Origin of the sequence: Pseudomonas sp. S07E 245 (assembly GCF_019599025.1) — a bacterium.
Lineage (GTDB): Bacteria > Pseudomonadota > Gammaproteobacteria > Pseudomonadales > Pseudomonadaceae > Aquipseudomonas > Aquipseudomonas shirazensis.
Map to the genome: position 1 here is coordinate 3,901,081 of NZ_CP080625.1, position 25,886 is coordinate 3,926,966.

28 protein-coding genes and 2 tRNA genes are annotated in these 25,886 nt (G+C 61.6%); 23 read left to right on the forward strand and 7 right to left on the reverse strand.

The genetic code is table 11. The annotated features are described in order from the left end of the window. Window positions 1-2: 2 nt before the first annotated feature. From K3F44_RS17945 to K3F44_RS17960, 4 genes are all read right to left on the reverse strand, one after another. A complete protein-coding gene (locus K3F44_RS17945; protein ID WP_101322500.1) occupies window positions 3-263 on the reverse strand; it encodes a DUF2164 domain-containing protein in 261 nt (86 codons plus the stop codon). After that, complete coding sequence (hisH, locus tag K3F44_RS17950) at window positions 264-902, reverse strand: imidazole glycerol phosphate synthase subunit HisH (RefSeq protein WP_101322501.1); 639 nt, start codon at window positions 900-902, stop codon at window positions 264-266. Beyond that, window positions 903-1,496 carry an imidazoleglycerol-phosphate dehydratase HisB gene (gene hisB / locus K3F44_RS17955; RefSeq protein ID WP_101323128.1) on the reverse strand — a complete coding sequence of 198 codons (594 nt, stop codon included), beginning with the start codon at window positions 1,494-1,496 and terminating at the stop codon, window positions 903-905. Window positions 1,497-1,705: 209 nt separating this feature from the next. Further along, on the reverse strand, window positions 1,706-3,361 hold the full coding sequence (locus K3F44_RS17960) for an OFA family MFS transporter (RefSeq protein ID WP_101322502.1): 1,656 nt from the start codon (window positions 3,359-3,361) through the stop codon (window positions 1,706-1,708). 378 nt (window positions 3,362-3,739) lie between these two features. On the opposite strand from K3F44_RS17960, the gene K3F44_RS17965 reads away from it, so the two are divergent. The 7 genes from K3F44_RS17965 to K3F44_RS17995 all read left to right on the forward strand — a co-directional run bounded on the left by K3F44_RS17965 (window position 3,740) and on the right by K3F44_RS17995 (window position 9,850). Continuing rightward, a complete protein-coding gene (locus tag K3F44_RS17965; protein WP_101322503.1) occupies window positions 3,740-5,986 on the forward strand; it encodes an AsmA family protein in 2,247 nt (748 codons plus the stop codon). Continuing rightward, window positions 5,983-7,050, forward strand: a complete 1,068-nt coding sequence (gene mutY, locus K3F44_RS17970; protein WP_181108065.1) for an A/G-specific adenine glycosylase — start codon at window positions 5,983-5,985, stop codon at window positions 7,048-7,050. Before K3F44_RS17965 ends, mutY begins: the two co-directional genes overlap by 4 nt. After that, entirely contained in the window at window positions 7,047-7,319 is a 273-nt protein-coding gene (locus K3F44_RS17975; protein WP_101322505.1) for an oxidative damage protection protein, read from the forward strand. The genes mutY and K3F44_RS17975 overlap by 4 nt, the downstream gene beginning before the upstream one ends. Before the next feature lie 91 nt (window positions 7,320-7,410). Beyond that, window positions 7,411-7,486, forward strand: a tRNA-Phe gene (locus K3F44_RS17980). Between the two features lie 213 nt (window positions 7,487-7,699). Continuing rightward, on the forward strand, window positions 7,700-8,161 hold the full coding sequence (locus tag K3F44_RS17985; protein WP_220632694.1) for a DUF4234 domain-containing protein: 462 nt from the start codon (window positions 7,700-7,702) through the stop codon (window positions 8,159-8,161). 144 nt (window positions 8,162-8,305) lie between these two features. Next, window positions 8,306-9,325 carry a polyphosphate kinase 2 gene (gene ppk2, locus K3F44_RS17990; RefSeq protein WP_220632695.1) on the forward strand — a complete coding sequence of 340 codons (1,020 nt, stop codon included), beginning with the start codon at window positions 8,306-8,308 and terminating at the stop codon, window positions 9,323-9,325. 81 nt (window positions 9,326-9,406) lie between these two features. Next, window positions 9,407-9,850, forward strand: a complete 444-nt coding sequence (locus K3F44_RS17995; protein ID WP_101322508.1) for a hypothetical protein — start codon at window positions 9,407-9,409, stop codon at window positions 9,848-9,850. Between the two features lie 217 nt (window positions 9,851-10,067). On the opposite strand, the gene gabP is transcribed toward K3F44_RS17995, so the two are convergent. Beyond that, window positions 10,068-11,465: a GABA permease gene (gene gabP / locus K3F44_RS18000; RefSeq protein WP_101322509.1), complete on the reverse strand. Its 1,398-nt coding sequence runs from the start codon at window positions 11,463-11,465 to the stop codon at window positions 10,068-10,070. Between the two features lie 603 nt (window positions 11,466-12,068). Here gabP and K3F44_RS18005 point away from each other — a divergent pair. The 10 genes from K3F44_RS18005 to K3F44_RS18050 all read left to right on the forward strand — a co-directional run bounded on the left by K3F44_RS18005 (window position 12,069) and on the right by K3F44_RS18050 (window position 19,158). After that, on the forward strand, window positions 12,069-12,842 hold the full coding sequence (locus tag K3F44_RS18005; RefSeq protein WP_101322510.1) for an ABC transporter ATP-binding protein: 774 nt from the start codon (window positions 12,069-12,071) through the stop codon (window positions 12,840-12,842). Window positions 12,843-12,853: 11 nt separating this feature from the next. Further along, the gene (locus K3F44_RS18010; RefSeq protein ID WP_220632696.1) at window positions 12,854-13,609 is read left to right on the forward strand and encodes an ABC transporter substrate-binding protein; all 756 of its coding nucleotides are present in this window, start codon (window positions 12,854-12,856) and stop codon (window positions 13,607-13,609) included. A 55-nt stretch (window positions 13,610-13,664) separates the two neighbouring features. Further along, on the forward strand, window positions 13,665-14,357 hold the full coding sequence (locus K3F44_RS18015) for an ABC transporter permease (RefSeq protein ID WP_220632697.1): 693 nt from the start codon (window positions 13,665-13,667) through the stop codon (window positions 14,355-14,357). Beyond that, a complete protein-coding gene (locus K3F44_RS18020; protein WP_101322513.1) occupies window positions 14,357-15,046 on the forward strand; it encodes an ABC transporter permease in 690 nt (229 codons plus the stop codon). Before K3F44_RS18015 ends, K3F44_RS18020 begins: the two co-directional genes overlap by 1 nt. 7 nt (window positions 15,047-15,053) lie before the next feature. Continuing rightward, complete coding sequence (locus tag K3F44_RS18025; protein ID WP_220632698.1) at window positions 15,054-16,256, forward strand: methyltransferase; 1,203 nt, start codon at window positions 15,054-15,056, stop codon at window positions 16,254-16,256. Window positions 16,257-16,555: 299 nt separating this feature from the next. Continuing rightward, window positions 16,556-16,804: a hypothetical protein gene (locus K3F44_RS18030; protein ID WP_371411557.1), complete on the forward strand. Its 249-nt coding sequence runs from the start codon at window positions 16,556-16,558 to the stop codon at window positions 16,802-16,804. A gap of 97 nt (window positions 16,805-16,901) precedes the next feature. After that, window positions 16,902-16,977: transfer RNA gene (locus K3F44_RS18035), tRNA-Thr, on the forward strand. 251 nt (window positions 16,978-17,228) lie between these two features. After that, the gene (locus K3F44_RS18040; protein WP_220632699.1) at window positions 17,229-17,714 is read left to right on the forward strand and encodes a Panacea domain-containing protein; all 486 of its coding nucleotides are present in this window, start codon (window positions 17,229-17,231) and stop codon (window positions 17,712-17,714) included. Continuing rightward, a complete protein-coding gene (locus tag K3F44_RS18045; RefSeq protein ID WP_220632700.1) occupies window positions 17,695-18,078 on the forward strand; it encodes a hypothetical protein in 384 nt (127 codons plus the stop codon). The genes K3F44_RS18040 and K3F44_RS18045 overlap by 20 nt, the downstream gene beginning before the upstream one ends. A gap of 762 nt (window positions 18,079-18,840) precedes the next feature. Next, complete coding sequence (locus K3F44_RS18050) at window positions 18,841-19,158, forward strand: hypothetical protein (RefSeq protein WP_220632701.1); 318 nt, start codon at window positions 18,841-18,843, stop codon at window positions 19,156-19,158. 160 nt (window positions 19,159-19,318) lie between these two features. Here the strand turns inward: K3F44_RS18050 and K3F44_RS18055 are convergent, their stop codons facing one another. Continuing rightward, the gene (locus tag K3F44_RS18055) at window positions 19,319-20,362 is read right to left on the reverse strand and encodes a phage portal protein (RefSeq protein WP_220632702.1); all 1,044 of its coding nucleotides are present in this window, start codon (window positions 20,360-20,362) and stop codon (window positions 19,319-19,321) included. 1 nt (window position 20,363) lies between these two features. Then, window positions 20,364-22,115: a terminase ATPase subunit family protein gene (locus K3F44_RS18060; protein WP_220634203.1), complete on the reverse strand. Its 1,752-nt coding sequence runs from the start codon at window positions 22,113-22,115 to the stop codon at window positions 20,364-20,366. A 151-nt stretch (window positions 22,116-22,266) separates the two neighbouring features. Between K3F44_RS18060 and K3F44_RS18065 the strand changes: the two genes are divergently transcribed. From K3F44_RS18065 to K3F44_RS18090, 6 genes are all read left to right on the forward strand, one after another. Next, window positions 22,267-23,115, forward strand: coding sequence for a GPO family capsid scaffolding protein (locus K3F44_RS18065; protein ID WP_220632703.1), 849 nt, complete (start codon window positions 22,267-22,269; stop codon window positions 23,113-23,115). A 38-nt stretch (window positions 23,116-23,153) separates the two neighbouring features. After that, window positions 23,154-24,164 carry a phage major capsid protein, P2 family gene (locus K3F44_RS18070; RefSeq protein ID WP_220632704.1) on the forward strand — a complete coding sequence of 337 codons (1,011 nt, stop codon included), beginning with the start codon at window positions 23,154-23,156 and terminating at the stop codon, window positions 24,162-24,164. A gap of 3 nt (window positions 24,165-24,167) precedes the next feature. Beyond that, window positions 24,168-24,869 (forward strand): phage terminase small subunit, encoded by a 702-nt coding sequence (gpM, locus tag K3F44_RS18075; protein WP_220632705.1) that lies wholly within the window; start codon window positions 24,168-24,170, stop codon window positions 24,867-24,869. A gap of 104 nt (window positions 24,870-24,973) precedes the next feature. Beyond that, entirely contained in the window at window positions 24,974-25,435 is a 462-nt protein-coding gene (locus K3F44_RS18080; protein ID WP_220632706.1) for a head completion/stabilization protein, read from the forward strand. Continuing rightward, window positions 25,435-25,653, forward strand: coding sequence for a hypothetical protein (locus K3F44_RS18085; RefSeq protein ID WP_220632707.1), 219 nt, complete (start codon window positions 25,435-25,437; stop codon window positions 25,651-25,653). The genes K3F44_RS18080 and K3F44_RS18085 overlap by 1 nt, the downstream gene beginning before the upstream one ends. Continuing rightward, on the forward strand, window positions 25,653-25,865 hold the full coding sequence (locus K3F44_RS18090; RefSeq protein WP_220632708.1) for a tail protein X: 213 nt from the start codon (window positions 25,653-25,655) through the stop codon (window positions 25,863-25,865). The genes K3F44_RS18085 and K3F44_RS18090 overlap by 1 nt, the downstream gene beginning before the upstream one ends. Window positions 25,866-25,886 lie beyond the last annotated feature (21 nt).

A 25,886-nucleotide genomic window follows, 5' to 3' on the forward strand; every position in this document is an offset into this window, starting at 1 on the left:
GTTCAGGGCTTCTCGAGCGCCCACAGGTCGCTTTCGATGCTCTCGAACCGCTCCTTGAGGTGCAGCTGAACATCGGCAATCGCCCTGTTGTAGTAATACGGAGCCACTTCTCGGGAAAACAGGTCGAGGACCTCGGCCACCTCGAACGACCCCAGTTCAAGCTCGAAGCGGTCTTCAAGAAAGCGCTTGAGCTTGTCCAGGGCCTCGCGCTCCTGTTCGGGGGCGAGGGTCAGGATCGGTGGCTTGGTCCGCGACTTGCTCATTTACCAGCGGCCATCCCAGGCAGCGAAGTTCTGCAGCAACTGCAGGCCATGGGTATGGCTCTTCTCCGGGTGGAACTGCACGGCAAAGCGCGAGCCTTCGGCCAGCGCAGCAGCGAAGTCGACGCCGTAGTGGCCGCGACCGACTACCTGGCCAGGCTTGCCGGCATTGATGTAGTAGCTGTGCACGAAGTAGAAGCGGGCACGGTCTGGGATGTCATGCCAGAGCGGGTGCTCGATGGCATGGCTGACTTCGTTCCAGCCCATGTGCGGCACCTTGAGGTGCTCGCCCTGCTCTTGCAGGTCCTTGCCGAAGAAGCGCACCTGGCCGGGGAACAAGCCGATGCAATCGACGCCGTCGTTTTCTTCGCTGTGCTCGAGCAGCGCTTGCATGCCGACACAGATGCCGAGAAACGGCCGGTCCTGGCTGACTTCACGGACCAGGCTGTCAAAGCCCAGCCGGCGAATCTCGGCCATGCAGTCGCGAATAGCGCCTACACCGGGGAACACCACGCGATCGGCCTCGCGGATCACCGCAGCGTCGCTGGTGACCAGCACCTTGCCGGCGCCAACGTGCTCAAGCGCCTTGGCCACCGAGTGCAGGTTGCCCATGCCATAGTCGATTACGGCTACGGTCTGCATTTACAGGCATCCCTTGGTCGACGGCATTTGCCCGGCCATGCGCTCGTCCTGCTCGACCGCCATGCGCAGGGCACGGCCGAAGGCTTTGAACACGGTCTCGATCTGGTGGTGGGTGTTGTGCCCGCGCAGGTTGTCGATGTGCAGGGTGACCAGCGCATGGTTGACGAAGCCCTGGAAGAACTCCTGGAACAGGTCGACATCGAAGCCCCCGACCGAAGCCCGGGTGTAAGGCACGTGCATCGACAGGCCTGGGCGGCCGGAGAAGTCGATGACCACACGCGACAAGGCTTCATCGAGCGGCACATAGGCGTGACCGTAACGATAGATGCCTTTTTTGTCGCCAACGGCCTTGGCAAACGCCTGGCCGAGGGTGATGCCGACGTCTTCGACGGTGTGGTGATCATCGATATGCAGGTCGCCCTTGCATTCGATGTCCAGATCGATCAGCCCGTGCCGGGCGATCTGGTCGAGCATGTGTTCAAGGAAGGGCACGCCGATATCGAATCGGGCCTTGCCACTGCCATCGAGGTTGATCGAGGCCTTCACCTGGGTTTCCAGGGTATTGCGCTCGACGGAAGCCTTACGTTCGACCATCACCAGCTCCGCAAAATCATTGGGCGAAAAGGTCGACATTATAGGCCTAGAACGCGCCAGCTTGAAACGCGGATGACATATGGCAACTCACCGGGGCAAATGCAAACGCGGGTAAACCCACTGGCACCAGGGCTATAAGCACCCTGCGACAGCGAATTTACCCGCGTTTTACCCGGTTTGGCTGGCATGCAAGCCAGCCAGCGCGGTTGTCAGTGGAACAGTACGGCAGTCTTTTGCAGGGTAATCCAGATACCCCACGCCAGCGGAATCACCACCACGGCCCAGGCCAGCAGCACCAGCGGCAGGCTGCCCGGCGCGGCGTGCCATTCCAGCGAGCGAGCATTGTCGACGCCTTTGTCGTGGCTCAGCGCGCGCTCGGCCGCAAGCTCGGCATCGGTCATGAAGTACTTGTCGGCCACCGGACGCACCAGGGCGTTGCAGATAAAGCCCAGCACCAGCAGGCCGGCGAGGATGTACAAGGTCATGTCGTAGGCCGCCGCACGGGCAACCCCGGCCGCCAGTTGCGACTCGCGCAGATAGGTGATCAGCACCGGGCCGAGCACGCCAGCAGCAGCCCAGGCGGTCAGCAGGCGACCATGGATTGCACCGACCATCTGCGTACCGAACAGGTCAGCCAGGTAAGCCGGCACCGTCGCGAAACCACCACCGTACATCGACAGGATGATGCAGAACGCCGCCACGAACAGCGCCACGTTGCCCAGATGGCCCATGTTAGGCACCAGGCTGTAGAGGCCGACGCCGAGGGCGAAGAAGGCAAAGTAGGTGTTCTTGCGGCCAATGTAGTCGGAGAACGAAGCCCAGAAGAACCGCCCACCAATGTTGAACAGGCTGAGCAGGCCGGTGAAGCCGGCGGCGATTGCCGCGATCTGCGCCAGTTGCGCGCTGTTCAGCTCGCTGAAGCTCAGCTCGTTGCCGATCAGCTTGCCGGCGAACACTTCCTGCAGCAGTGGCGAGGCCATGCCGAGGATGCCGATACCGGCCGAAACGTTCAGGCACAGCACCAGCCAGACCAGCGCGAACTGTGGGGTTTTCCAGGCAACGCTGACATGCACGTGACGGTCGGTGACCATCGCGTTGGCTTTTTTCGCCGGCGGCGTCCAGCCCTCAGGCTTCCAGCCGGTTGGCGGTACGCGGTAAGTCAGAGCGCCAGCCGTCATGAACACGAAGTAGATCGCCGCCATGACCACAAAGCTCTGCCACACGCCGACTTCGACCGAGCTGCCGAAATGGCCCATCAGCGCAGTGGCCAGGGGAGCGCCGACCATCGCGCCGCCGCCAAAGCCCATGATCGCCATGCCGGTAGCCATGCCGCGCTTGTCCGGGAACCACTTGATCAGGGTCGACACTGGCGAGATATAGCCCAGGCCCAGGCCGATACCACCGATCACCCCCGAGCCGAGCCACATCAGCCACAGCTGGTGGGTCTTGATGCCGATCGCCGAGATCAGCAGGCCACCGCACCAGCACAGCGCCGAAACCAGGCCAGCCTTGCGTGGGCCGGCGTGTTCCAGCCAGCCGCCGAGCACGGCAGCCGAGCAGCCGAGGAAGACGAAGAACAGCGTGTAGATCCAGCTCAGCATCGAGATCGGCCAGTCACACTCGGCGCTGAACATCCGCGCGATGAAGCCCATGTCCGCCGAACAGGCAACCGGTGCGGTGATGCCGATGGCTTGCGACAACGGCAGCCAGAACACCGAGAAACCGTACGCCATGCCGATGCACAGGTGGATTGCCAGCGCTGCTGGGGGCACCAGCCAACGGTTGAAGCCCGGCCGGGCGATGATGCGCTCCTTGGACAGGAAGCCCGGCGCGCGCGCCGCTTCTCCCGCAGTACTGCTGCTCATGGTGTTTCCTCTTGTAAGTAGACGTTGCCTTCGGCTCTTCGGCCTGGTTGGCTGCACGCACGCTGCGATCGGACATTCACGGCATCCGCGACAATCGGTCGCGTAATGCGGCGAAAGCGGCGCAAGGTTAACCAGCTGAAACGCTCAATGGAAGCAATCTGACATCGTTATTTTTTGCCACCTGCGCAAGCCGGCTGAACTGTAGAGTAGCTGGCGGTCAGAAACTGATAAGCCTGAGTAGAACCAGGCTGCGCAACCCGGCGAAACCGATACTTAGGCAGGAAATAACCTATATCTACTGGCGGGTACTCAGGCTAACCAGCCACGGCGCTATACTCTGGCGCTTGAATTTTCATTTCGGACTACAAGGACTCGCCCATGAAAGCGTTCGGCAAAATCCTGGGGCTGGGGCTTCTCGGGTTGCTGCTGATCATCGTGGCACTGGGCTTTGCCCTGACCCACCTCTTCGATCCCAACGACTATAAAGACGAGATTCGCCAGCTGGCACGGGACAAGGCTCATGTCGAGCTGACCCTCAACGGCGACATTGGCTGGAGCCTGTTCCCATGGCTGGGCCTGGAGCTGCATGAAGCCAGCATCGCCACCCTGAACAAACCCACCGAACCGTTTGCCGACCTGCAGATGCTCGGCCTGTCGGTGCGCGTGCTGCCATTGCTGCGCCGTGAAGTGCAGATGAGCGACGTACGCGTCGAGGGCCTCAACCTGAGTCTGGTGCGTGACGAAAACGGCCACGGAAACTGGCAGGACATCGGCAAACCACTGCCGACCCAGGCCAGCACCACGCCTGGCCAGCCTGCGCCGGCGCCGAGCGAACCAACAGGCAGCGAAGAAAGCGCCAGCGAGCGCTCGGTCAAGCTGGATATCGACAGCCTGACCGTGAACAACGCCCGCGTGCAGTACACCGATGCCAAGACTGGCCAGAGCCTGACCGCCGAGAGCATCCAGCTGAGCACCGGCGCGGTCCACGAAGGAGCGAACATCCCGCTCAAGGCCAGCGCCTTCATAAGCGCCGCGCAACCGAACATCAAGGTGCGCAGCGAACTGGCCGGCGAACTGCGCTTTGATCGCAAGCTCAAGCGCTACAACCTCGAAGACATGCGCCTGTCCGGCGAAGCCTCGGGCGAGCCGTTTGCCGGCAAGAGCATGACCTTTGCTGCTCAGGGCCAATTGCTGGTCGACATGGCTGCCAATGTCGCGTCCTGGAATGGCCTGAAGGTTTCCGCCAACCAGTTGCGTGCACTGGGTGAGCTGAACGTGCGCGAGCTGGACAAGACGCCGCTGGTCGGCGGCGGTATCTCCATCGCCCAGTTCGACCTGCGCACCTTCCTCGACAGCATTGGCCAGCCATTGCCAGCCACTGCCGACCCGGCCGCCTTCAGCAAACTGGAGCTGGTCAGCCGGCTCAGCGCCAGCCCGACCAGCCTGGCTCTGGAAGGCCTGGCAGTGAAACTGGATGACAGCAGCTTCAGTGGCCGCGTAGCGGTTGAAGACTTCGCCAAGCAAGCCCTGCGCATTCAGCTCAAAGGCGACAAGTTCGACGCCGATCGCTACTTCCCGGCCAAAAGCGAGCAGGCCAAGGGCGCCAAGGCGGCGCGTCAGGCCGAGGTCCAGCAGCAGGAAGCAACCGCCGTTGCCGGTGCCGGCAGCTCGCCGCTGCCAAGCGCACCGACCCAGGTTGCCTGGAGCACCGACAAACTGCTGCCGGTCGACCGTCTGCGTGCCCTCGACCTGCAAGCCGACCTGAGCTTTGGCGCACTGACCCTGGACAAACTGCCGATCAACGATGCCCAACTCAAGGCCAGCGGCCAGGGCGGTTTGATTGCTCTGCAAAGCCTGCGCGGCGAGTTGTATAACGGCACCTTTGAAGCAACGGGCAGCGTCGACGTACGCCCGGCCGTGCCGCAGATCGGCATCAACACCAAGATCAACCGGGTCCCGGTCGAGCACTTCATCAAGTCCGACAACCCGGAACAGGCGCCGCCGGTCAAAGGCCTGCTGACCCTGAGCAGCGACCTCACCGCCAGCGGCAACAGTCAGAAAGCGCTGATCGACACCCTCAACGGCAACGCCAACTTCACCATCAACGATGGTGTGCTGGTCAATGCCAACCTTGAGCAGCAGCTGTGCCAGGCCATCGCCACCCTCAACCGCAAACAGTTGAGCGGCGACCCGCGTGGCAAGGACACTCCATTCCAAGAGCTGCGCGGCAGCCTGGTAGTGCGTAACGGCGTGGCCAGCAACCCTGACCTGAAAGCGCGCATTCCCGGCCTGACCGTCAACGGCCAGGGCGACCTAGACCTGCGCGTGCTCGGTATGGACTACCGCGTTGGCGTGGTGGTCGAAGGTGACCAACGCGCCATGCCGGACCCTGCCTGCCAGGTCAACGAGCGCTTTGTCGGCGTCGAGCTGCCACTGCGCTGCCGTGGCCCGCTGGAACTGGGTGCCAAAGCCTGCCGCCTGGATCAGGACGGCCTGGGCAAGGTCGCCGCCAAGCTGGCCGGCAACCGCCTCAAGGACAAGATCGACGAGAAACTCGATGAGAAGCTGGGCGACAAGGTCAGCCCGGAACTCAAAGACGCGCTCAAGGGGCTGTTCAAACGATGAGCCCCGAGCAATTCTCCGGCGCCGTGCTGGCATGGTATGACCAGCACGGCCGCCACGACCTGCCCTGGCAGCAAGACATCAACCCATACCGGGTGTGGGTCTCGGAAATCATGCTGCAGCAGACCCAGGTCAGCACCGTGCTGAACTACTTCGACCGCTTCATGCAGGCCCTGCCCACCGTGCAGGCCCTGGCCGAAGCGCCGGAAGACGAAGTGCTGCACCTGTGGACCGGGCTCGGTTACTACACCCGCGCCCGCAACCTGCAGAAGGCCGCGCAGATCGTCGTCAGCCAACACGGTGGCGAGTTCCCGCGCAGTGTCGAGCAGCTCACCGAGCTGCCCGGCATTGGCCGCTCCACAGCCGGCGCGATCGCCAGCATCAGCATGGGCATCCGCGCGCCGATCCTCGACGGCAACGTCAAGCGCGTGCTGGCCCGTTTCACCGCCCAGGGCGGTTATCCGGGCGAACCCAAGGTTGCCAATGCCTTGTGGGCGACAGCCGAGCGCTACACCCCACAAGCCCGGGCCAACCACTACACCCAGGCGATGATGGACCTTGGCGCAACCCTGTGTACCCGCAGCAAGCCCAAATGCCTGATCTGCCCGCTGCAGCGCGGCTGCGAAGCGCACCTGCTCGGCCAGGAAACCCACTACCCCGAGCCCAAGCCACGCAAGGCGTTGCCACAGCGGCGCACGCTGATGCCGATGCTGGCCAACCGCGAGGGCGCCATCCTGCTCTACCGGCGCCCGTCTAGCGGCCTGTGGGGCGGTTTGTGGAGCCTGCCTGAGCTGGATGACCTCAAGCAGCTCGATGACCTTGCCTATCAGCACGGCCTGCGCCTGAACGGCACACAGGCGCTGGACGGCCTTACCCATACCTTCAGCCATTTCCAGTTGGCCATCGAGCCCTGGCTGGTGCGCGTCGACCCACTGGGTACGCACGTGGCCGAGCCTGACTGGCTCTGGTATAACCTCGCCACCCCGCCGCGCCTGGGCCTCGCCGCCCCGGTCAAGAAGCTGCTGAAACGCGCGGCCGACGAATTGATTGCAGGAGAGCCGCAATGACCCGCACCGTGAACTGCCGCAAATACCACCAGGAACTGCCCGGCCTCGAGCGCCCACCGTACCCGGGTGCCAAGGGCCAGGACATCTTCGACAACATCTCCCAGCAAGCCTGGGGTGATTGGCTCAAGCACCAGACCCTGCTGATCAACGAGAAGCGCCTGAACATGATGAACGCCGAGGACCGCAAATTCCTCCAGGTGGAGATGGACAAGTACTTCTCCGGCGAGGACTACGCCAAGGCCGAAGGCTACGTTCCGCCTAGCGAATGACCCCGTAAAAGCGTAAGCGACGGAATTAATTTAAAAAATTTTCAAAAAGTCGTTGACGCAAACCTGAAAAAGTCTTTTAATGCGCCCCGTTGCCCAGATAGCTCAGTCGGTAGAGCAGAGGATTGAAAATCCTCGTGTCGGCGGTTCGACTCCGTCTCTGGGCACCAAAACACTAAAACCCTGAATCAAAAGATTCAGGGTTTTTTTATGCCTGGGATTTAATCAGCAGGCCGCAGAGCATGTGTGGCCCCGTGCTATCATCCGCGCCGAATCTGCCCTCCCTGAGCAGATAGCCCCCAAGGACGATGGTTGAGCATGGACTGCCTCCCAAGACACGCAATGTCTCAGCCCGTTTTTCACACTCGAAAATCGGAAGCGCTATGACATCCCCAAGCGAACTCATGAACAAGGTCAACCGCAAGACGCTGCACATGGTGCTGCTGACCATGGCGACCGGCGGCCTGTACCTGCTGCTGTGGCTGTACAAGACCAATCAGCACCTGCGTGAAGCCACCGGCCAAGAGGCGTGCAGTGAGACCTACATTATCTGGATGTTTGTCTGCACGGGCCTGAGCGGCCTGTTCATCAACGATGAGCAACTGGCCTTGGAAATTGCAGCCGGCTTGCTGAGCATTGCTGCCCTTGTGCTGCAAATCGTCTGGGCATTCAATGCCCGACGCATACTGCTGGCCTTCGCCCACGGCAACAACCAGATCCACTTTCGCATGAACGGCTTCAACACCTTCGTCCTCAACCTGTACTACATCAACTACTGCATCAACGAGTTGGGCGAGACTGACCAACGCCAGCAGCCCGTATACAGCCAGGCCATGCAGCCTTGACCAGCCAGTAACAGCGTATCCGCTGCGCCCGTCTGCCTGGCAGCCGTGGCGCAACGCACGCGTCGTTGACCAGTATCAACAAGCCATTGGCGCAATATCCTTAGCATGATCGGTGGACACTCGAACCGACCCGCAAGGATTTCCATGAGCGACGAATCCACCCCGCTTCTCTCCCCCGCCCCTGCTGCCGACACCAGCGCCACCCTCAGCGCAAGCGCCACACCGGCCCCGCGCAGCCGTCGCCCACGCCAGCGCAAGCCGGCCGCCAAGGTCAGCGCCGAACCGACGATTCTCAGCATCAGCCAGCAGCCCGCTGCGCTGCAGGTGGCCAGCGCACGCAAAGGCAGCAACGAGGACAGCACCTCGGCGCGCCTGCCCGCCAGCTACCCGTACCGCACCCGGCTGCGCCGCAACGAATACGAGAAGGCCAAGACCGAGCTGCAGATCGAGCTGCTCAAGGTGCAGAGCTGGGCCAAGGACACCGGCCAGCGCATTGTGGTGCTGTTCGAGGGCCGTGACGCGGCCGGCAAGGGTGGCACCATCAAACGCTTCATGGAGCATCTGAACCCCCGTGGCGCGCGCATCGTGGCGCTGGAGAAGCCATCCGAGCAGGAACAGGGCCAGTGGTATTTCCAGCGTTATATCCAGCACCTGCCGACCGCCGGGGAAATGGTCTTCTTCGACCGCTCCTGGTACAACCGCGCCGGGGTCGAGCGGGTCATGGACTTCTGCACCCCGATGCAATACCTGGAGTTCATGCGCCAGGCGCCAGACCTTGAGCGGATGCTCACCAACAGCGGCATCCTGCTGTTCAAGTACTGGTTCTCGGTCAACCGCGAAGAGCAGCTACGCCGTTTCGTCTCGCGCCGGGACGACCCGCTCAAGCACTGGAAGCTGTCGCCGATCGATATCAAGTCGCTGGACAAGTGGGACGACTACACCGGCGCCAAAGAGGCGATGTTCTTCCATACCGACACCGGCGATGCGCCGTGGACGGTGATCAAGTCGGATGACAAGAAGCGCGCGCGGATCAACTGCATCCGCCACTTCCTGCATTCGCTGGAGTACCCCGGCAAGGACCTGCGCGTGGCCCATGCGCCCGACCCGCTGCTGGTCGGCCGGGCATCGCGTGGCTTTGAAGAAGATGAGGCGCCGGCGGCCTGATCGCGACGCGTGCCTCTTGGGTTTGTCGGGCAAGTGCGATTCAATACGCGCACTTTTGCCCCTCCAAGGATTTCAGGCCCCATGGCTTCCAACACCAAGCAGCAAAAACGCGCCAAGCGCGCCGCCAGCAAAGCCAAGCAAAACCGCATGGTGCGCAGCGGCCAGGCAGTCAAGGCGAGCGCCGGTGACAGCGCCAGCGTCGAGCAGATCTTCAACAAGGCGCTGGAGTCGGACAGCTACAGCGAGCTGTTCAGCAAGATGAAAGCCGCCCAGGAGACCGGCCTGGTGGCGATGATCGCGGTGTTCCTGGTCGACCCGCTGCTGACCCTGGTGCTCAAAGGCCACAAGGAAGAGCACGCCACCGACTACATCGTGCTGGTGTTTACCGCCTACCGCACCTGGCTGGACGGCGCCGACGAAGAAACTACCATGGCCTGGCTGGAGAGCGACGAGTTCCAGGAAGCGTACGTAGCGGCCTCTGAAGTGGTAGCCAAGCAGCAGCTGCAACAGAAGCAGTTCGGCTAACTCTGCCTCAGCGGCCCCTGTAGGAGCGGCCTTGTGTCGCGAAAGGGCTGCGCAGCGGCCCCGGATTCTCAGCTTCGCCGCGGAAATTGCCGGGCCCGCTACGCGGGCCTTTCGCGACACAAGGCCGCTCCTACACCGGCAGCGTTGCGACATTAAAAAAGGCCGCGCCCTGAACCAGAGCGCGGCCTTTTTGCATTCAGCTCAACGAGCCGGCAGATCAGTTACTCAGCACAACCCGCCCAGCTGCCACGGCGGCCTTGCGCTTGCGCTGCACCAGCAGGCCGGCAGCGACCACAGCCAGGCTCAGCAGCGCGGTGGCGATGATCTCGATGCGGTGGTCTGGACGAATCGCCATCACCACCAGCACGGCGACGATAAAGGCGATGGTCACCCAGGTCAGGCCCGGGAACAGCCACATCTTGAACTCGATCTTCTCGCCGCGTGCTTCACGCTGGCTGCGCATGCGCAGTTGCGACACGGCGATCACCAGGTACACCAGCAAGGCGATCGCGCCGGAGCTGGCCAGCAGGAACTCGAACACCTGCGCTGGCGCGACGAAGTTGGCAAATACGCAGAGGAACGCCGCAGCGGTCGACAGCAGCACTGCCCAGTGCGGCGTACCCGCCTTGGTGGTGCGCTGGGCAACGGCCGGCGCATCGCCACGCTTGCTCAGCGAGAACAGCATGCGCGAGGAGGTGTACAGCGCCGAGTTGAGGCAGCTGGTCACGGCGATCAGGACGACGATGTCGACGATCAGCTTGGCATTCGGCACGCCGATCATGCTCAGCACGGTCTGGTACGAACCGGTGGCCGCCAGGGCTGGGTCGTTCCATGGCACCAGGGCCACGACCAGGAAGATCGACACCAGGTAGAACAGGCAGATCCGCCAGATCACCGAGTTGGTGGCCTTGCTGATCTGTTTGCCCGGGTCTTTCGATTCGGCGGCGGCGATGGTGACGATTTCAGTGCCCATGAACGAGAACATGGTGGTCAGCATGGCTGCCAGCACTGCGCCGAGGCCGTTGGGCATGAAGCCCTGGGTGTCGAACAGGTGGCTGACGCCACTGACCTGGCTGCCCGGCACCATACCGAACATGGCCGCGCAACCGACCACGATGAAGCCGATGATCGCCAGTACCTTGAGCAACGCGAACCAGAACTCGAATTCGCCGTAGTTCTTCACACTGAACAGGTTGGTAACGGTCAGCGCCAGAGTGATCAACAGCGAGAACGCCCACAGATCAACCGCGGGGAACCAGGCATTGAGGATCGCGGCCGCGGCGTTGGCTTCGAGCGGGATCACCAGCACCCAGAACCACCAGTACAGCCAGCCGATGGTGAAGCCGGCCCAGTGGCCGATCGAGCGATCAGCGTAAGTCGAGAACGAACCGGTGTCGGGCGATGCGATCGCCATTTCGCCAAGCATACGCATCACCAGCACCACCAGGGTACCGGCTGCCGCGTAGGCCAACAGCACAGCAGGGCCGGCCGCCGCAATGGCGTGGCCGGAGCCAACGAACAGCCCCGCGCCGATCACACCGGCGATGGACAACATGGTGACGTGACGCGATTTGAGCCCCTGAGCGAGGTCATTGGAATTGTGCTTACCGCTCATAAAACTACCTTTGTAAGGAGGTGGACTACCTGAATGACTGGCCAGCGCACCCGGGATTTAGGTAGGCGTCGCTGCATTCTGGAAATCTCCTGTGGCAATTACCGCGCCATCTCCGTGCTTGGCTCATCAGCGCCAGGCCCGACATCAATCCCGGCGGGGCCTGCAGGGCATCTGGCCAAGGCTTGACCGAATGCACATCAAACCGGCTTGTGCCGAGCAGATTACTGAAATACCCACTTACAAATGCACCAAAGGTGCTCCTTGGTAACACCCGCGCACAAAATCGAAGCGCCCAGGTGCAACCGTCAGCGCAACCTCCATTCAAGCGAAAAAGAGGGCAGTAGCCACTACGGCTAAAAACGGCTTCCCAGTGCGGTACAAAACTGGCACCATCGCGCCTTTTTTCATCAAGGCTCTGGTGCTGGGCACAAGGCCGGCGGACATCCTCGCGACGTTGCACTGCAACGATGCGACAAACTGCCCCGCCAGCGACCTGAGCCCCTTGCGACCCCGTTGGCTGTCAATGAGCCGCTATGCTAGCGTGGCGCTCGCCAGGAAGGCCGCCAACAGCTGGGAACGCACCCGAACCGAAGAGGACCGCACATGGCCCAGGCCACGCCCGCGCTGGAAATCCGCAATCTGCACAAGCGCTATGGCACCCAGGAAATTCTCAAGGGCATTTCCCTGACCGCGCGCGATGGTGACGTGATCTCGATCCTCGGATCGTCCGGTTCCGGCAAGTCCACCCTGCTGCGCTGCATCAACCTGCTGGAAAACCCGCATCAAGGGCAGATCCTCCTGGCCGGTGAAGAGCTCAAGCTCAAGGCCGCCAAGAACGGCGACCTGATCCCGTCGGACAACCGCCAGATCAACCGCCTGCGCAGCGAAATCGGTTTCGTCTTCCAGAATTTCAACCTGTGGCCGCACATGTCGATCCTCGACAACATCATCGAGGCGCCGCGCCGCGTGCTTGGCCAGAGCAAGGCCGAAGCCACTGAACATGCCGAAGCGCTGCTGAACAAAGTCGGTATCTTCGACAAGCGCCACAGCTATCCCGCGCAGCTTTCCGGTGGCCAGCAACAGCGTGCTGCCATTGCCCGTACCCTGGCCATGAAGCCCAAGGTGATCCTGTTCGACGAGCCAACTTCGGCGCTCGATCCGGAAATGGTCCAGGAAGTGCTTAACGTTATCCGCGCATTGGCCGACGAAGGCCGTACCATGCTGCTGGTAACTCACGAGATGAACTTTGCCCGCCAGGTGTCCAGTGAAGTGGTTTTCCTGCACCAGGGCCTGGTTGAAGAGCAAGGAACGCCGCAGCAGGTCTTCGAAAACCCGAACTCGGCGCGTTGCAAGCAATTCATGTCCAGCCACCGCTAACGGAGCAATACATGCAGACCTACAAGAAGTTTCTCCTGGCCGCTGCCGCCACTTTGGTGTTCTCGGCCAATGTCCTGGCCGCAGACAAACTGCGCATGGGTATCGAAGCGGCCTACCCGCCGTTCAACAACAAGGATGCCAGCGGTAACGTGGTCGGCTTCGACAAAGACATCGGCGACGCCCTGTGCGCCAAGATGAAAGTCGACTGCTCGGTCGTCACCTCCGACTGGGACGGCATCATCCCCGCCCTGAACGCGAAGAAGTTCGACTTCCTGGTGTCGTCGCTGTCGATCACCGACGAGCGCAAGCAAGCGGTTGAATTCACCGACCCGTACTACTCGAACAAGCTGCAGTTCATCGCACCGAAGAACGTCGACTTCAAAACCGACAAGGCCTCGCTCAAAGGCAAGATCATCGGCACCCAGCGCGCGACCCTGGCCGGCACCTGGCTGGAAGACAACTACGGTAGCGACGTGCAGATCAAACTGTACGACACCCAGGAAAACGCCTACCTCGACCTGATCTCGGGCCGCGTCGACGCCATCCTCGCCGACAAGTACGTGCAGTACGAGTGGCTCAAATCCAACGACGGCAAAGCCTATGAGTTCAAAGGCGAGCCGGTGATGGACAGCGACAAGATCGGCATTGCCGTGCGCAAGGGTGACGACAAGTTGCGCGACCAGCTCAACGCTGCCCTGAAAGAAATCAAAGCCGACGGTACGTACAAGAAGATCAACGACAAGTACTTCCCGTTCAGCATCGAATGATTCGCCCGACCGGCACGCCCTAGCGGCGTGTCGGTCCCTAGAACGCACCTAATCAATGAATATTGACCTGCACGGATTCGGTCCGGCCTTGATGGCTGGCACCCTGATGACGGTAAAACTGGCGCTCTGCGCCTTGCTGCTGGGGCTGATCCTGGGCCTGCTCGGCGCCCTTGCCAAGACTTCTGCCATCAAGCCACTGCAATGGCTTGGCGGCTTCTATTCGACCCTGGTGCGCGGGATTCCCGAGCTGCTGTGGGTATTGCTGATCTATTTCGGCACCGTCGGCCTGGTCAACAGCCTCGGCGACGCCCTGAACATGCCCGGCCTTGAGCTGAGCGCATTTGCCGCCGGCGTGATCGCGCTGGGCCTGTGCTTTGGCGCCTACGCCACCGAAGTGTTCCGCGGCGCGATCCTGGCGATCCCCAAGGGCCACCGCGAAGCCGGTCTGGCCCTGGGCCTGTCCAAAGGCCGCATCCTCTCGCGGATCATCCTGCCGCAGATGTGGCGCATTGCCCTGCCGGGCCTGGGCAACCTGTTCATGATCCTGATGAAGGACACCGCGCTTGTGTCGGTGATCGGCCTTGAAGAAATCATGCGCCACTCGCAGATCGCCGTGACCGTGAGCAAGGAGCCGTTCACCTTCTACATGGTTGCCGCGTGCATCTACCTGAGCCTCACCGTAGTGGCGATGGCCGGCATGTACTTCCTGGAAAAACGCGCCGCTCGCGGCTTCGTGAGGGCTGAATAATGAACTGGGAAGTCATCATCAAATGGCTGCCACGCCTGGCCCAGGGCGCGACCCTGACCCTGGAGCTGGTGGCCATCGCCGTAATCGCCGGTTTGATCCTGGCGATCCCGCTGGGCGTCGCCCGCGCCTCGCGCCACTGGTACGTGCGCGCCCTGCCCTACGGCTACATCTTCTTCTTCCGCGGCACGCCGCTGCTGGTGCAGCTGTTTCTGGTGTATTACGGCCTCGCCCAGTTCGAAGCCGTGCGCAACAGTGTGCTGTGGCCGTACCTGCGCGATCCGTTCTGGTGCACCGTGCTGACCATGACCCTGCACACCGCCGCCTACATCGCCGAGATCCTGCGTGGCGCGCTGCAGGCCATCCCCAAGGGTGAAATCGAAGCAGCGCGGGCGCTGGGCATGTCCCGCGGCAAAACCCTGTTCTACATCATGCTGCCACGCGCCTCGCGCATCGGCCTGCCGGCCTACAGCAACGAAGTGATCCTGATGCTCAAGGCCAGCGCCCTGGCCAGCACCGTGACCCTGCTCGAACTCACCGGCATGGCCCGCACGATCATCGCCCGCACCTACCTACCGGTTGAGATCTTCTTCGCGGCCGGTTTGTTCTACCTGGTCATCTCGTTCCTGCTGGTGCAAGGCTTCAAGCTGCTGGAGCGCTGGTTGCGGGTGGACGCCTGCCAAGGGCGCTAAGGCGCCCATGGCCATCCTCGAAAGCGACCAGCTACACGCTCGCTTCCACGCCCTCGACCAGTTTCTGGTCGAGCATCAAGCGCTGTGGAAGCCCAGGCCCTTCACCGCCTTGCAGCTCGACTGGGAACAGCAGTACCCAGAACTGGCCAGTTGGCTGCGCCAGTGCACCCTCGAAGACGCCGAAGCCAACCTCGACCCAAACCTGCCACCCGCACCTTATCCACAGCTGGCCGCCCAGGCTCAGCAACTGACCGCCCTGGATGAGTTGCCCGACGCAGGCTTATCGCCCGCCGGCCACCGCCTCGACGTCAACGTGCCCGGTCGCAAGTGGCAGCAGATCGAAGCCTTCAGCCGCCGCCTCGGCTTTCGTCAGCAGACCCAGCACTGGCTCGACTGGTGCGCCGGCAAAGGGCATCTCGGCCGCCGCCTGCTGCAGCCCGGCCAGCAACTGACCTGCCTCGAGTACAACCCCGAGCTGGTCGCCGCCGGCCAGGCCCTCAGCGACCACCACAAGCTGCCCGCCCAGCACCTGCAACAAGACGTCATGGCCGCCGACAGCGCCTGCTGCCTCGACCAAAGCAAAAGCGTGGTCGCCCTGCACGCCTGCGGCGATCTGCACGTGCGCCTGCTGCAGTTAGCCGCCAGCCAAGGCTGCCAACACATCGCGTTGGCGCCCTGCTGCTACAACCGCATCCAGGCCAGCGCCTATCAGGCCTTGTCCAGCCACGCTCGCGCCTCGACTCTGCAGCTCGACCACGACGACCTCGGCCTGCCCCTGAGCGAAACCGTCACCGCCGGCGCCCGCGTCCGCCGCCAGCGCGACGCCTCGATGGCCCGCCGCCTAGGCTTCGATCTGCTGCAACGCGAACAACGCCAGAACGACAGCTACCTGCCGACGCCATCGCTGCCGGTCAGCTGGCTGGACAAGACCTTCGCCGCGTACTGCCAGGACCTCGCCGCACTCAAACAGCTGCCCCTTGCCGGCAACCCCGACTGGGAGGCACTCGAAGCCGCCGGCTGGCAACGCCTCGCCCAGGTGCGCAACCTGGAGCGCGTACGCAACCTGTTCCGCCGCCCGCTGGAGTTATGGCTGGTGCTCGATCGAGCGCTGTACATGCACGAACAAGGCTACAACGTGCGCGTTGGGCTGTTCTGCGACTACGCCCTTACACCCCGCAATTTGCTCCTTTTGGCCGAGCGCGGGCGATGAGCAACCTGTGGATAAGTCTGTGCACAAGCTTTTGATGAAATTGGTAGATTTGTGGATCCAACTGGCTATTTAGGGCCGTCTGCTTATTCGCTTAAACCTTCAAGCCCAGCAAAAACAGCACTTTGCGCAAAGACCGGCGGTTACGACCAACGGTATGCCCGCACTGCAATCCTGGCATGCCGCTTGTGCATAAGCATTTTCAGAATTGTCTGAAAGCGTGATGGCCACCCGCCTTCGCCCATGCCTACTGAGTTACAATTGCCCGCAACAAAGACTGTCACCGAACGGACTTCGACATCGTGATCCCGATCAAATCCACAGCCCTGCTCAGCTTCGCCCTCGCCGTCACCGGCTGCACCAACACCACCAGCCACGCCCCCGACAAAGCCCTTGGCTGGGACACCCCCGCCATGCAACTCGGCGGCGACCGCGGCCTGCCGCTGCACGTCGCACAGCCCTGCCGCAAGCGCGGCTGCGACAACGACAAGCTGTTTTTCAACCCCGCCAAGGCCGAGCCGGGCATAAACACCATCCACCGCGGCTGGTAGGAAATTTCTCCTTTCAGGCCGGTGAGTTACGGGTTTTTGCATTGATTGCAAGGAAGTGGTTTACACGGCTGCTCGGATAGCTATAATGCGCCCCTGTGCCGGTATAGCTCAGATGGTAGAGCAACTGACTTGTAATCAGTAGGTCCCGGGTTCGATTCCTGGTGCCGGCACCATACAAAATAAGGCCTCGCATTCATGCGGGGCTTTTATTTGCCCGCTACACGTACCAAGCCACGTACCAAGGCCTGCCCGAAAGACAGCTATACTGTACAGATCAACAGTATTGACATGTTGGATAGCGACCCAATCTACAACGTGCTAACGTAACGTCGTTTCAGCTCAACAAGTCATCGTTAGCTGGAGGGGGTTATTGGACTACCCCTTAGTCACGAGGGTTGAAGGACTCGACCTTGAGGAGGTACTGATGCATCCGTCGATACAGATTGCGAATGAAATTATCCAGCGAGGAGCTCAGCAGAATCCGCCACGATTCTTCACTCCAATGCAGTTACTCAAGCTGGTCTACCTATGCCATGGGTGGATGCTTGGCCTGTACCAGCGGCCGTTGATCCAAGAAAACGTGCAGGCTTGGAAGTATGGCCCTGTTATCCCTGAGCTCTATCAGAGCCTGAAGGTTTACCGTGACGGCCAGGTGCCTGCACCTCAGCCTGTGGCGCAATTTGCGCCGCCGCTGGACGTGTACGAGTCGACAATGATCGATCAAGTGATGCAGATGTATGGGGGACATTCAGGAATTTCTCTCTCCCAGATCACGCACGCACCTAATACACCATGGTCGACAACCTTCCGCGGGGACACGTTGGGACTTGTCATCCCCAACGAACTGATCAGAGATCATTACCAGCAGCTCTACAGGGAACGTACGCAGCATGCAGCAGCACCAACCTGAGGATATGAACATCGGGGCTCGGATTATTGACATTCCGAGCCCCACTTCACCACAGGCTGCTCTCCCATCAGACAGAGGCTTGGCGAGTGAAGAACAAGCCGCAATTGCGGCCGGGGATCTCGACACAAAAGCCGCAGCAACGAAACATCATCGCGATGAGCGGTTCAGAGATCATCTGTCGAACGCCAGAATATGCATTTTTTGGCTACTAGCCGCGTCCTTCATGGGAATGCTGCTGGTACTCGTAATCCACTGGATTACTCCATTTTGCTTCCTGTCTGCATCTCAGCTGGACACCATCAAGACCATCATCGGGACAGCCCTAGCCTCCAAGATCTTCGCGGAACAGGCGAAACACGTATGACTCATCTGTATACAGCTCCCGGCAGGGACTGACCGCGGGTTTAGCTATCTAACTGTCTGAGCGAGCTCCTGAGATCGAAGACGCTGCGTGTGATAGATGTGAACGAGCGCGCGCCCACTACACTCCCCCATTCCCCAATGTACTGGCAGGCCTTCCAAAAAGAGTAACATCAGTAATCCTGACCGTTTTCTCCCCCGCAGCCCTTGATTTTCGTGGCCTCAGCTCATTTCCAAAAAGTAATTTTAAAGTAACCTATAGGTAATCAGATTACTCTTTGTTTGAGTGATATTTCTCTATCTTGAAAGCCTTTAAAATCAAGGGCTTAGCAAAATATTACCTTTTCAATTACCCTTCCATTACCTCTCTTTGTAACCGGCGAAGCCCAGTAAATACGGGGCCTCCAGCACCGGTCCTTCCCCACAGTTACGCTTGTTACTCTTTTTTCGAGGCTACCCCCTAGCCCTGCCAAATAACGCTCCAGGATAAGCGCCGCGCTGTCGAAATACCCCATCAGCGCAGGGATCCGCAGAAGATCTGGAATGCCAAGTGCCCCCACCAGCCCAACAGCCAGGCCTTTTGAGCAGCTGTGCAGGGGTGCGGAAATTCCGACACGTTTAGCCCGCAGGCGTGGCGGGGGGACGAGGGCGCGCGCCGGGGTGGAGGTGGCGCCGGCCGTCGCCGCCGAGCCTCCCAGCTGGTCACCCGCTCACCAGCCTGATACTGTTCATTCATACAGTGTTGAGTTCGACGGGGAGCAAGCCGGTGCTGATCAATGAGGAGGGGTTCGAGCTGGGCGCTGGCACGGACGAGGAGATGGTCCGGCATCAGGTGTTGCTGCTGGAACATGAGAACGAAGAAGCCTGGCGCGCCGCGGCCAAAGCAAGGTCCGACGTCCAGGCGCTGGTGGAAATCAACGCCCGACTGAATAGCCAGATAGGGGAATTGCATCTGCAATTGAGACAGGTGCAATCGAGACTGATGATGGAGGTGAACCTGCACAAGCCCATGTTCTCGACCTGGGGCGGAGCCGGCGATAAAGCCTCGCGGGGAAGGTCAGTCCCTGTCTACCCTGAGCTGTGACCCCCCGTATTTATTGGGCCAAACGTCTATTTAAAGTGGCTTGAAGACAGGTGCAGTGGTAAGATTTACTGGGTTTTTTCACGCTGAAGATCCACACACATTCGGCCTCTCGGGGTTAAAAAAAGCCGCCTCATCGGGCGGCTTTCTTGTGTCTGCAGTATCAGTTTCCGGCAGCGGCCGGCAGGTCGTAGGGCTTGAAGCGGATCACTTCCTCCCCCAGCCAATCGTTGATCTGGAGCAGCCTGGCCTGCTCGGGTTCCAGTTCATTGAGTGCCCAGACCTGAGTGGCGTCGCGCACTGACCCGAAGCCACCCGCGTTCTGCGGCACCACACCCATCAACTGTGGCGGGATGCGCAGCATCGCCAACTGGTCGTCTCGGCTGATGTTCTTGATAGTGCCGAAGTCGTCCTTGGCGGCGACCTCGCTGATCGGGATCAGCTGGATACCGTCCTTCTTCCCGTTCGGGGCGTACATGAACAGGTTGCGGAAGTTGCCCGGCCCCTTGCTGTTCTTCATCGCCTTGCGCAGGTCATCGACGAAGTCCTCGTTGTGGGCTGCGTCGGTCATGTACAGGATGAAGCCGGCATGACTGCCGTTCTGGTAATACTTGCGCCGGAACAGCGTGGCCGCCTCATTAAGCAGCGCCGACTGCAGTGCCGGCAACCACTCGGGTAGCCCGTAGACCTCCTGGTTGATATCCGCGACCCGAAGGTGGCAGACGCTCCCCGCACGGAACTGGTGTTCATCCCGCCAACTGCGGACCTGGTAGTAGCTGTCCAGGTCAGATCCGCGGCGCATGTACTTGGCCAGGCACGGGCGCAGGCCCAGTGCTTCGCGCAGCATGTTGTCGCGCTTCTCCAGGTACAGGTTGCCCGACCAACCGAGGTCCATCACGATTTGCTCGAACGCCTGGCGGCTCAGTAGCTTGTGGGGCACGAAGGTTCGGGCAAGCGCATTGCGCTTGAAGATCAGCCCAGACTGCAGATACACGCTGGCTTTTGATGAGCGAGCCAACCCCTCCAGGGAAACCGGCGGTTCGTACCACCGGCCGTTGTCATAGCACTCCAGGTAGTCCAGGACTTCGCGGCCATCGAGCACCGGAACTGGCTCCCCAAAGGTGAATGCCTCGGCCTTGGCTGCCGGGCCGACCAGCCGATCGCCCTGGTGCGCCGGCGCTGCGCCGGCCTGCTCAATAGTGCCCATCTCAGTAGATCTCCATGATTCCGGTGTTGGCCACGGTCTGGCCCTCCAGCGGCTCGTTGTGCAATGCGTGGAAGAGTGCCCAGGCCAGATCCGCATGGCCGGTGGCCTCGTTCCGGCCGGCGGTGTATGTGAACTGGCGACCGCTTGGGGTGATCGTCTTGCGGATGGCCATGAGCGACTGGGCGACGTCTGTCCAGCCCGCGTCGAACTCCAGCCGGCCCTTGCTGATGACGTCCCATGCCTTCATGACCAGGCGGGTTTTGACCTCGGGGTTGTAGGAGAAGGTGCGCAGAGCGGGGAAGAACTGGCGCACCAGCTGGGCCACGGCGCTGCCCATCCCCGTGGTGTCGATCCCGATGTAGGTCACGTTGTAGCGGCGGGTCACCTGGCGGATGGTCTCGGCCTGTGAGTTGAAGTCCATGCCGCGGAACTGATGCCGTTCCAAGAGGAAGAACTTTCCCCCCGGTACCAGGGGCGGCCCCAGTACGATCAAGCCCGCCGAGTCGCCACTCTCGGCCGGATCGTAGCCGATCCAGACCGGCCGTTCGCCGAATGGCCTCATGGCAAATGGGCTGTAGCCCGGCCAATCCCAGCTTTCCACCATGCACGGCTGCAGCATCGACAGCGGGAAAATGCTCGATCCGTCATCAACGAACTGGCACATGAGCAGGTTCTGGAACGCCGCGGGGTCGTACTCCATCCGTAACTCGTCCAGGTCGAACAGATCGCAGCCGCGGGACTCCGCGTCCATGATCGTGACGATCTGCCGCCAGATCTTGTCCTCGCCCAGCCTGCCCTGCTGCAGGACCTCGTGACTGACGTCCAACTGGATGTGCTGGGCTGTGGGCTTGCCCTTGTTGACCCGCTCGCCCGTCCACCACGGATAGGCCTGGTGCGCCATGCTGCTCGGCGTCGAGAAGTACGTCTTGCGCCACCGCTTCTGCAGGGCCATGCCTGACGCGACTTTGTTGATCTCAGTGAAGCCGTGAACCCAGAAGAATTCGTCGAAGTAGAAGTTGCCCGACCGCCCCTGGGCGGTGCGGAAGTTGGTACCGAGGAAGTGCAGCTCGGCGTTGTTCCACAGCACAATCGGGTCGCCGGTCAGCTTTACGCCCAGGACTTCATTGAGGAACGACTGCATGTAGGTCTTGAACTGATGGGCTTGGGCCTTGCTTGCGGACAGGAAGATCTGGTTGCGGCCGGTGGTGATCGCATCAATCAACGCTTCCCGGGCAAAGTAGAACGTGGCCCCGATCTGTCGGCTCTTGAGGATCATTCGGGTGCGCTGGTTGCCCGCGCGGTACCAGTCCATCTGATAGTCGAAGCAGCCGTCGCGGAAAGCTTCGACGAGCAGCTCGATCTGTTCCTCGTTCAGCTCATTGCGAACCGCCTGCTTCTTCGGGCCTTCGTTGCGCTTGGCGATGTTGGGGTTGAGGTCGGCTTCGGTACCGCCACCCTGGAAGCGCTGGATCCTGGCTTGCCGCTCCAACTGGCGGTGCAGCAGGTCGATCTCCTTGAAGTCTCCGGCACTCTTACCGTCCTTGAGGATCAGCTGCACGAGGCGGGCCTCCAGGGCGCCGCCGATACGCTCGACATTGTCCGCCCGATCCCACTCGTCCCGGGCCTTCCAGCTGTGGACGGTCTTCTCCTTTTCGTCCAGGTAATCGGCGATATCAGTGATGCGCCAACCGGTCCAGTACAGGAACTTGGCGTGGCGGCGCGAGTCGGTGGTCGGTTGGGCTGTAGTGTTCATGGCGCCGATGCTGACGCTCACGCGCGCGTTGCCCCACTGGCGCACCCTGTAGCCCGCCCTCCTACAAAGCCACCGCGTTGCCGTACAGCAGCGCTCTGCGGACCATGCCCCCATCGCTAGGCACAACGCCACTGCACTGAGGACAGCCCGAATGGCCGCAAGCACCGCACCCGCCAAGAAACTTCGTTCCGACTGGTTCCGCATCTTCGTTGAGGGTGCGACCACTGACGGCCGTACCGTAGAGCGCTCGTGGATCGAGGACATGGCCGCGTCCTACGACCCGAAAACCTACGGTGCCCGACTCAACTGCGAGCACATTCGCGGCCTCGGCCCGGACACCTTATTCGGCTCGTTCGGCGACGTGCTCGCGCTCAAGGCGGAAGAGGTTGAGATCAGCGGCGAGAAGAAGCTCGCTTTGTACGCCCAGATTCAGCCGACTGACAGCCTGATTGAGCTGAACAAAAAGGGGCAAAAGATCTACACCTCCGCTGAGGTCCGCCCCAACTTCGCCGAATCCGGCAAGGCCTACTTGATCGGCCTGGCCATCACCGACAGCCCGGCCAGCCTGGGTACAGAGGCGCTGAAGTTCAGCACTCAAAGCGGGCTGGCCAGCCGTAAGCAGCACCAGGACGATCTGTTTACCGCTGCTGAAGAAGCCTCAATGAAATTCGAGGAAGTCGTCGATACCCCAAGCATGTTCGCCTCACTGCGCGAACGGGTAGGCGAACTCCTCGGTAAGAGCAAGGAGAAAGAAGGCAAGGACGCCGCCAACTTCGCCGCCCTGGGCGAGCTGATCGACCAGCTCGCCACCCACGGCGCCGAACAGGCCGAAGCCTTCACTGCCGAGCGCACAGCCCGCGAAGAGCTCCAGGCCAAGCACGACAAGCTGTCCAACGACTTCAACGAGCTGGTCAAGCGCTTGGGCAACACCGAAGACCACACCCAGCAGCAGCGCCCACCGGTGGCAGGCGGCGACGGGCAAGTCGTCGCTGACTACTGATCCAAGCCGCTACAACATCCCCAGTTCGGAGAAACACCATGCAGAAGCAAACCCGGCTCGCCTACAACGGCTACCTGGCCCAGCAAGCCAAAATCAACGACGTCACCTCGGCAACCGAGGCCTATACCGTTGCCCCGGCTCCCGCGCAGAAGCTCGAAAGCGCTATCCAGGAGTCCAGCGCCTTCCTGAAGAAGATCAACATCATCCAGGTGGACGAGGCCGAGGGCGAAGCGATCATGCTCGGCGTCAATGGCCCGACCGCCAGCCGCACCGCGACCGGCCCAGGCAAACGCCGCCAGCCGCGTGACGTCAGCTCGCTGAAGGCAGATACCTACGCCTGTAAAAAGACCAACTTCGATACCGCATTGCCATATGCGAAGCTCGACGCCTGGGCGAAGTTCAAGGACTTCCAGACCCGCCTGTCCGGCTCGATCGCTGAGCGCCAAGGCCTGGACCGGATCATGATCGGGTTCAACGGCACCAGCGCGGCTGCGGACACCGACCTGGCAGCCAATCCGATGCTGCAAGACGTGAACATCGGCTGGCTGCAGAAAATGCGCGACCGTGCGCCTGAGCGTGTGATCGACGAGGGTGATGTTGAAGGCAAGGTGACGCTGGGCGCCACTGGCGATTACAAGACACTCGACGCCCTGGTATTCGACGCCATCCAGCTCCTGGACCCTTGGCACCGCAAGCGCTCGGACCTGGTCGCCATCATCGACCCGGCATTGCTTCACGCGAAGCAGCTGAAGGCCCTGGAGAACGGTGCGACCTCCAACCAGGAAGCCAATGCTGCCGACGAGATCATCGTCAAGACCCGTGTCGGTGGCCTGCCGATCGAGCACGACGTTCCCTTCTTCATCGAGGGCGCGGTATGGGTCGGCCCGCTGAGCGCGCTGTCCATCTACGTGCAGACCGACAAGCGTCGCCGCAACATCCGCGACGAACCTGAGTACGACCAGATCGCCGACTATCAGTCGTCCAACGAGTCCTATGTCGTTGAAGACTTCGGCGCCTGCGCCCTGGTCGAAAACATCGAGAAGGTCTAAGCCATGAGCCTGACCCTCGCCCAACGTACCCAGCTGCGCAAGCGTGCCGTCCAGGAGGCGGCACTCACCGCACCGGCCGCGCTCATGGATGGCCTGAGCACCTATGAGCTGATGCTCGCCAAGCTCCAGCAAGACCAGCTGCGCCTGCAGCAGGTCCAGTCGACCCAGCACAAAGCACTGGTCAAAGCCGAGGTGCTTGGCGAGTACAAACCCTACATCGATGGCGTGCTTACGGCTGGCCGCGGCGCTCAGGACGATGTGGTGACCACTGTCATGCTTTGGCGCTTCGATGCAGGCGATTGGGCCGGCGGCCTGGATGTCGCAGGCTACGTCTTGCAGCACGGCCTCAAAATGCCCAACCGCTTCAACCGTACAACGGGGTGCCTTGTCGCGGAGGAAGTCGCGGAGGCAGCGCTGAAGTCGCAGAAGGCCGGGGAGTCGTTCCCGATCGACGTGATGAAGCGTACCGCCGAACTCACCAAAGAGCAGGACATGCCCGATGAGGTCCGCGCCAAGCTCAAACTGGCCCTCGGCCGAGCCACCTTGGAGGGCCTGGACGCGAAAAATCCTGGTCAACCTGGCGAACTGCAGGCCGGCATTGACCTGCTCAAAGACGCAATCCAGCTGCATGAACACTGCGGCGGGAAAAAGGAGCTGGACCGCGCCCTGGCCCTGCTGAAAAAACTCGCCGGCACAGCCGGCTAACCGAGCGTCCCCCGCAACCCGGCGGCTCGGGGCTGATCAGCGGCGAATCTTTCGCCCAGTTGTGACGCCCCGACCACCGCCGACCTATTCAGAGCATCGCGATCATGAGCGCATTCGTTGCCGGCGGCCCTGCTCCGGGCGGACACATCAACAGCGATCCCTTCTGGCCATCTATCGACCTGGACAAACTGCGCGAGACTCTGCGCATCGACTCCAGCGTGACCCCTGCCCGGCTCGAAACCGCCGTTATTGCAGGCGTCATCAGCGTCAACCGCGACCTGGTCGAATGGCGAGAGGCCAAGCAGGCCAATGGGCACGCAACACTGGCTGCGGTGCCAGCCGAACAGATCCAGGGCACGTCCCAGTTGGTTTACCTGTACCTGCGCGCCGTCGAGTGTGCTGCGGGCGCTGAGGTGTGCGAGCGGTACCGTGGATACGACAGCACAGGCAGCGGCTCCAAGAAAGCAGACGAGAACGAGCCCACCATCGACGACTACCGGCGCGACCAGCGCTGGGCGGTGCGGGACTTCCTCGGGATCTCCCGCGCCACGGTGGAGCTGCTGTGATGGCCGAATTCAAAACCATCGACTGGAACGAGATCTCCCACCGCGGCCTGCTAGTGCGGATCAACCGGGAAATCATGCACCCGCTCGGCCTTGCTGTGGCTCGCGACCCGGCAACAGGACTGTCCCTGGGCGCAATCGTGTCTGATGACGGCCCATTCGTTTATGCCGAAGACGCCCCGCCCGCATGCGTTTGCCAGCACGCAGAGGGCGACGAGTAATGGCCGAGCAACTGCGGACCATACAAAACGACACCGTCGACGCCCTTTGCTGGAGGTATTACGGCCGCACGGCAGGCGTCGTTGAGACGGTGCTCGCAGCCAACCCCGGCCTGGCCGACAAGGGCACGGTGCTCCCCTCTGGCCTCCTGATCACCATGCCCGAGATCCAGACCTCCGCGCCCGAGCGCCAGATGGTGAACCTATGGGACTGACCGCCCCAACCCTCAACCACC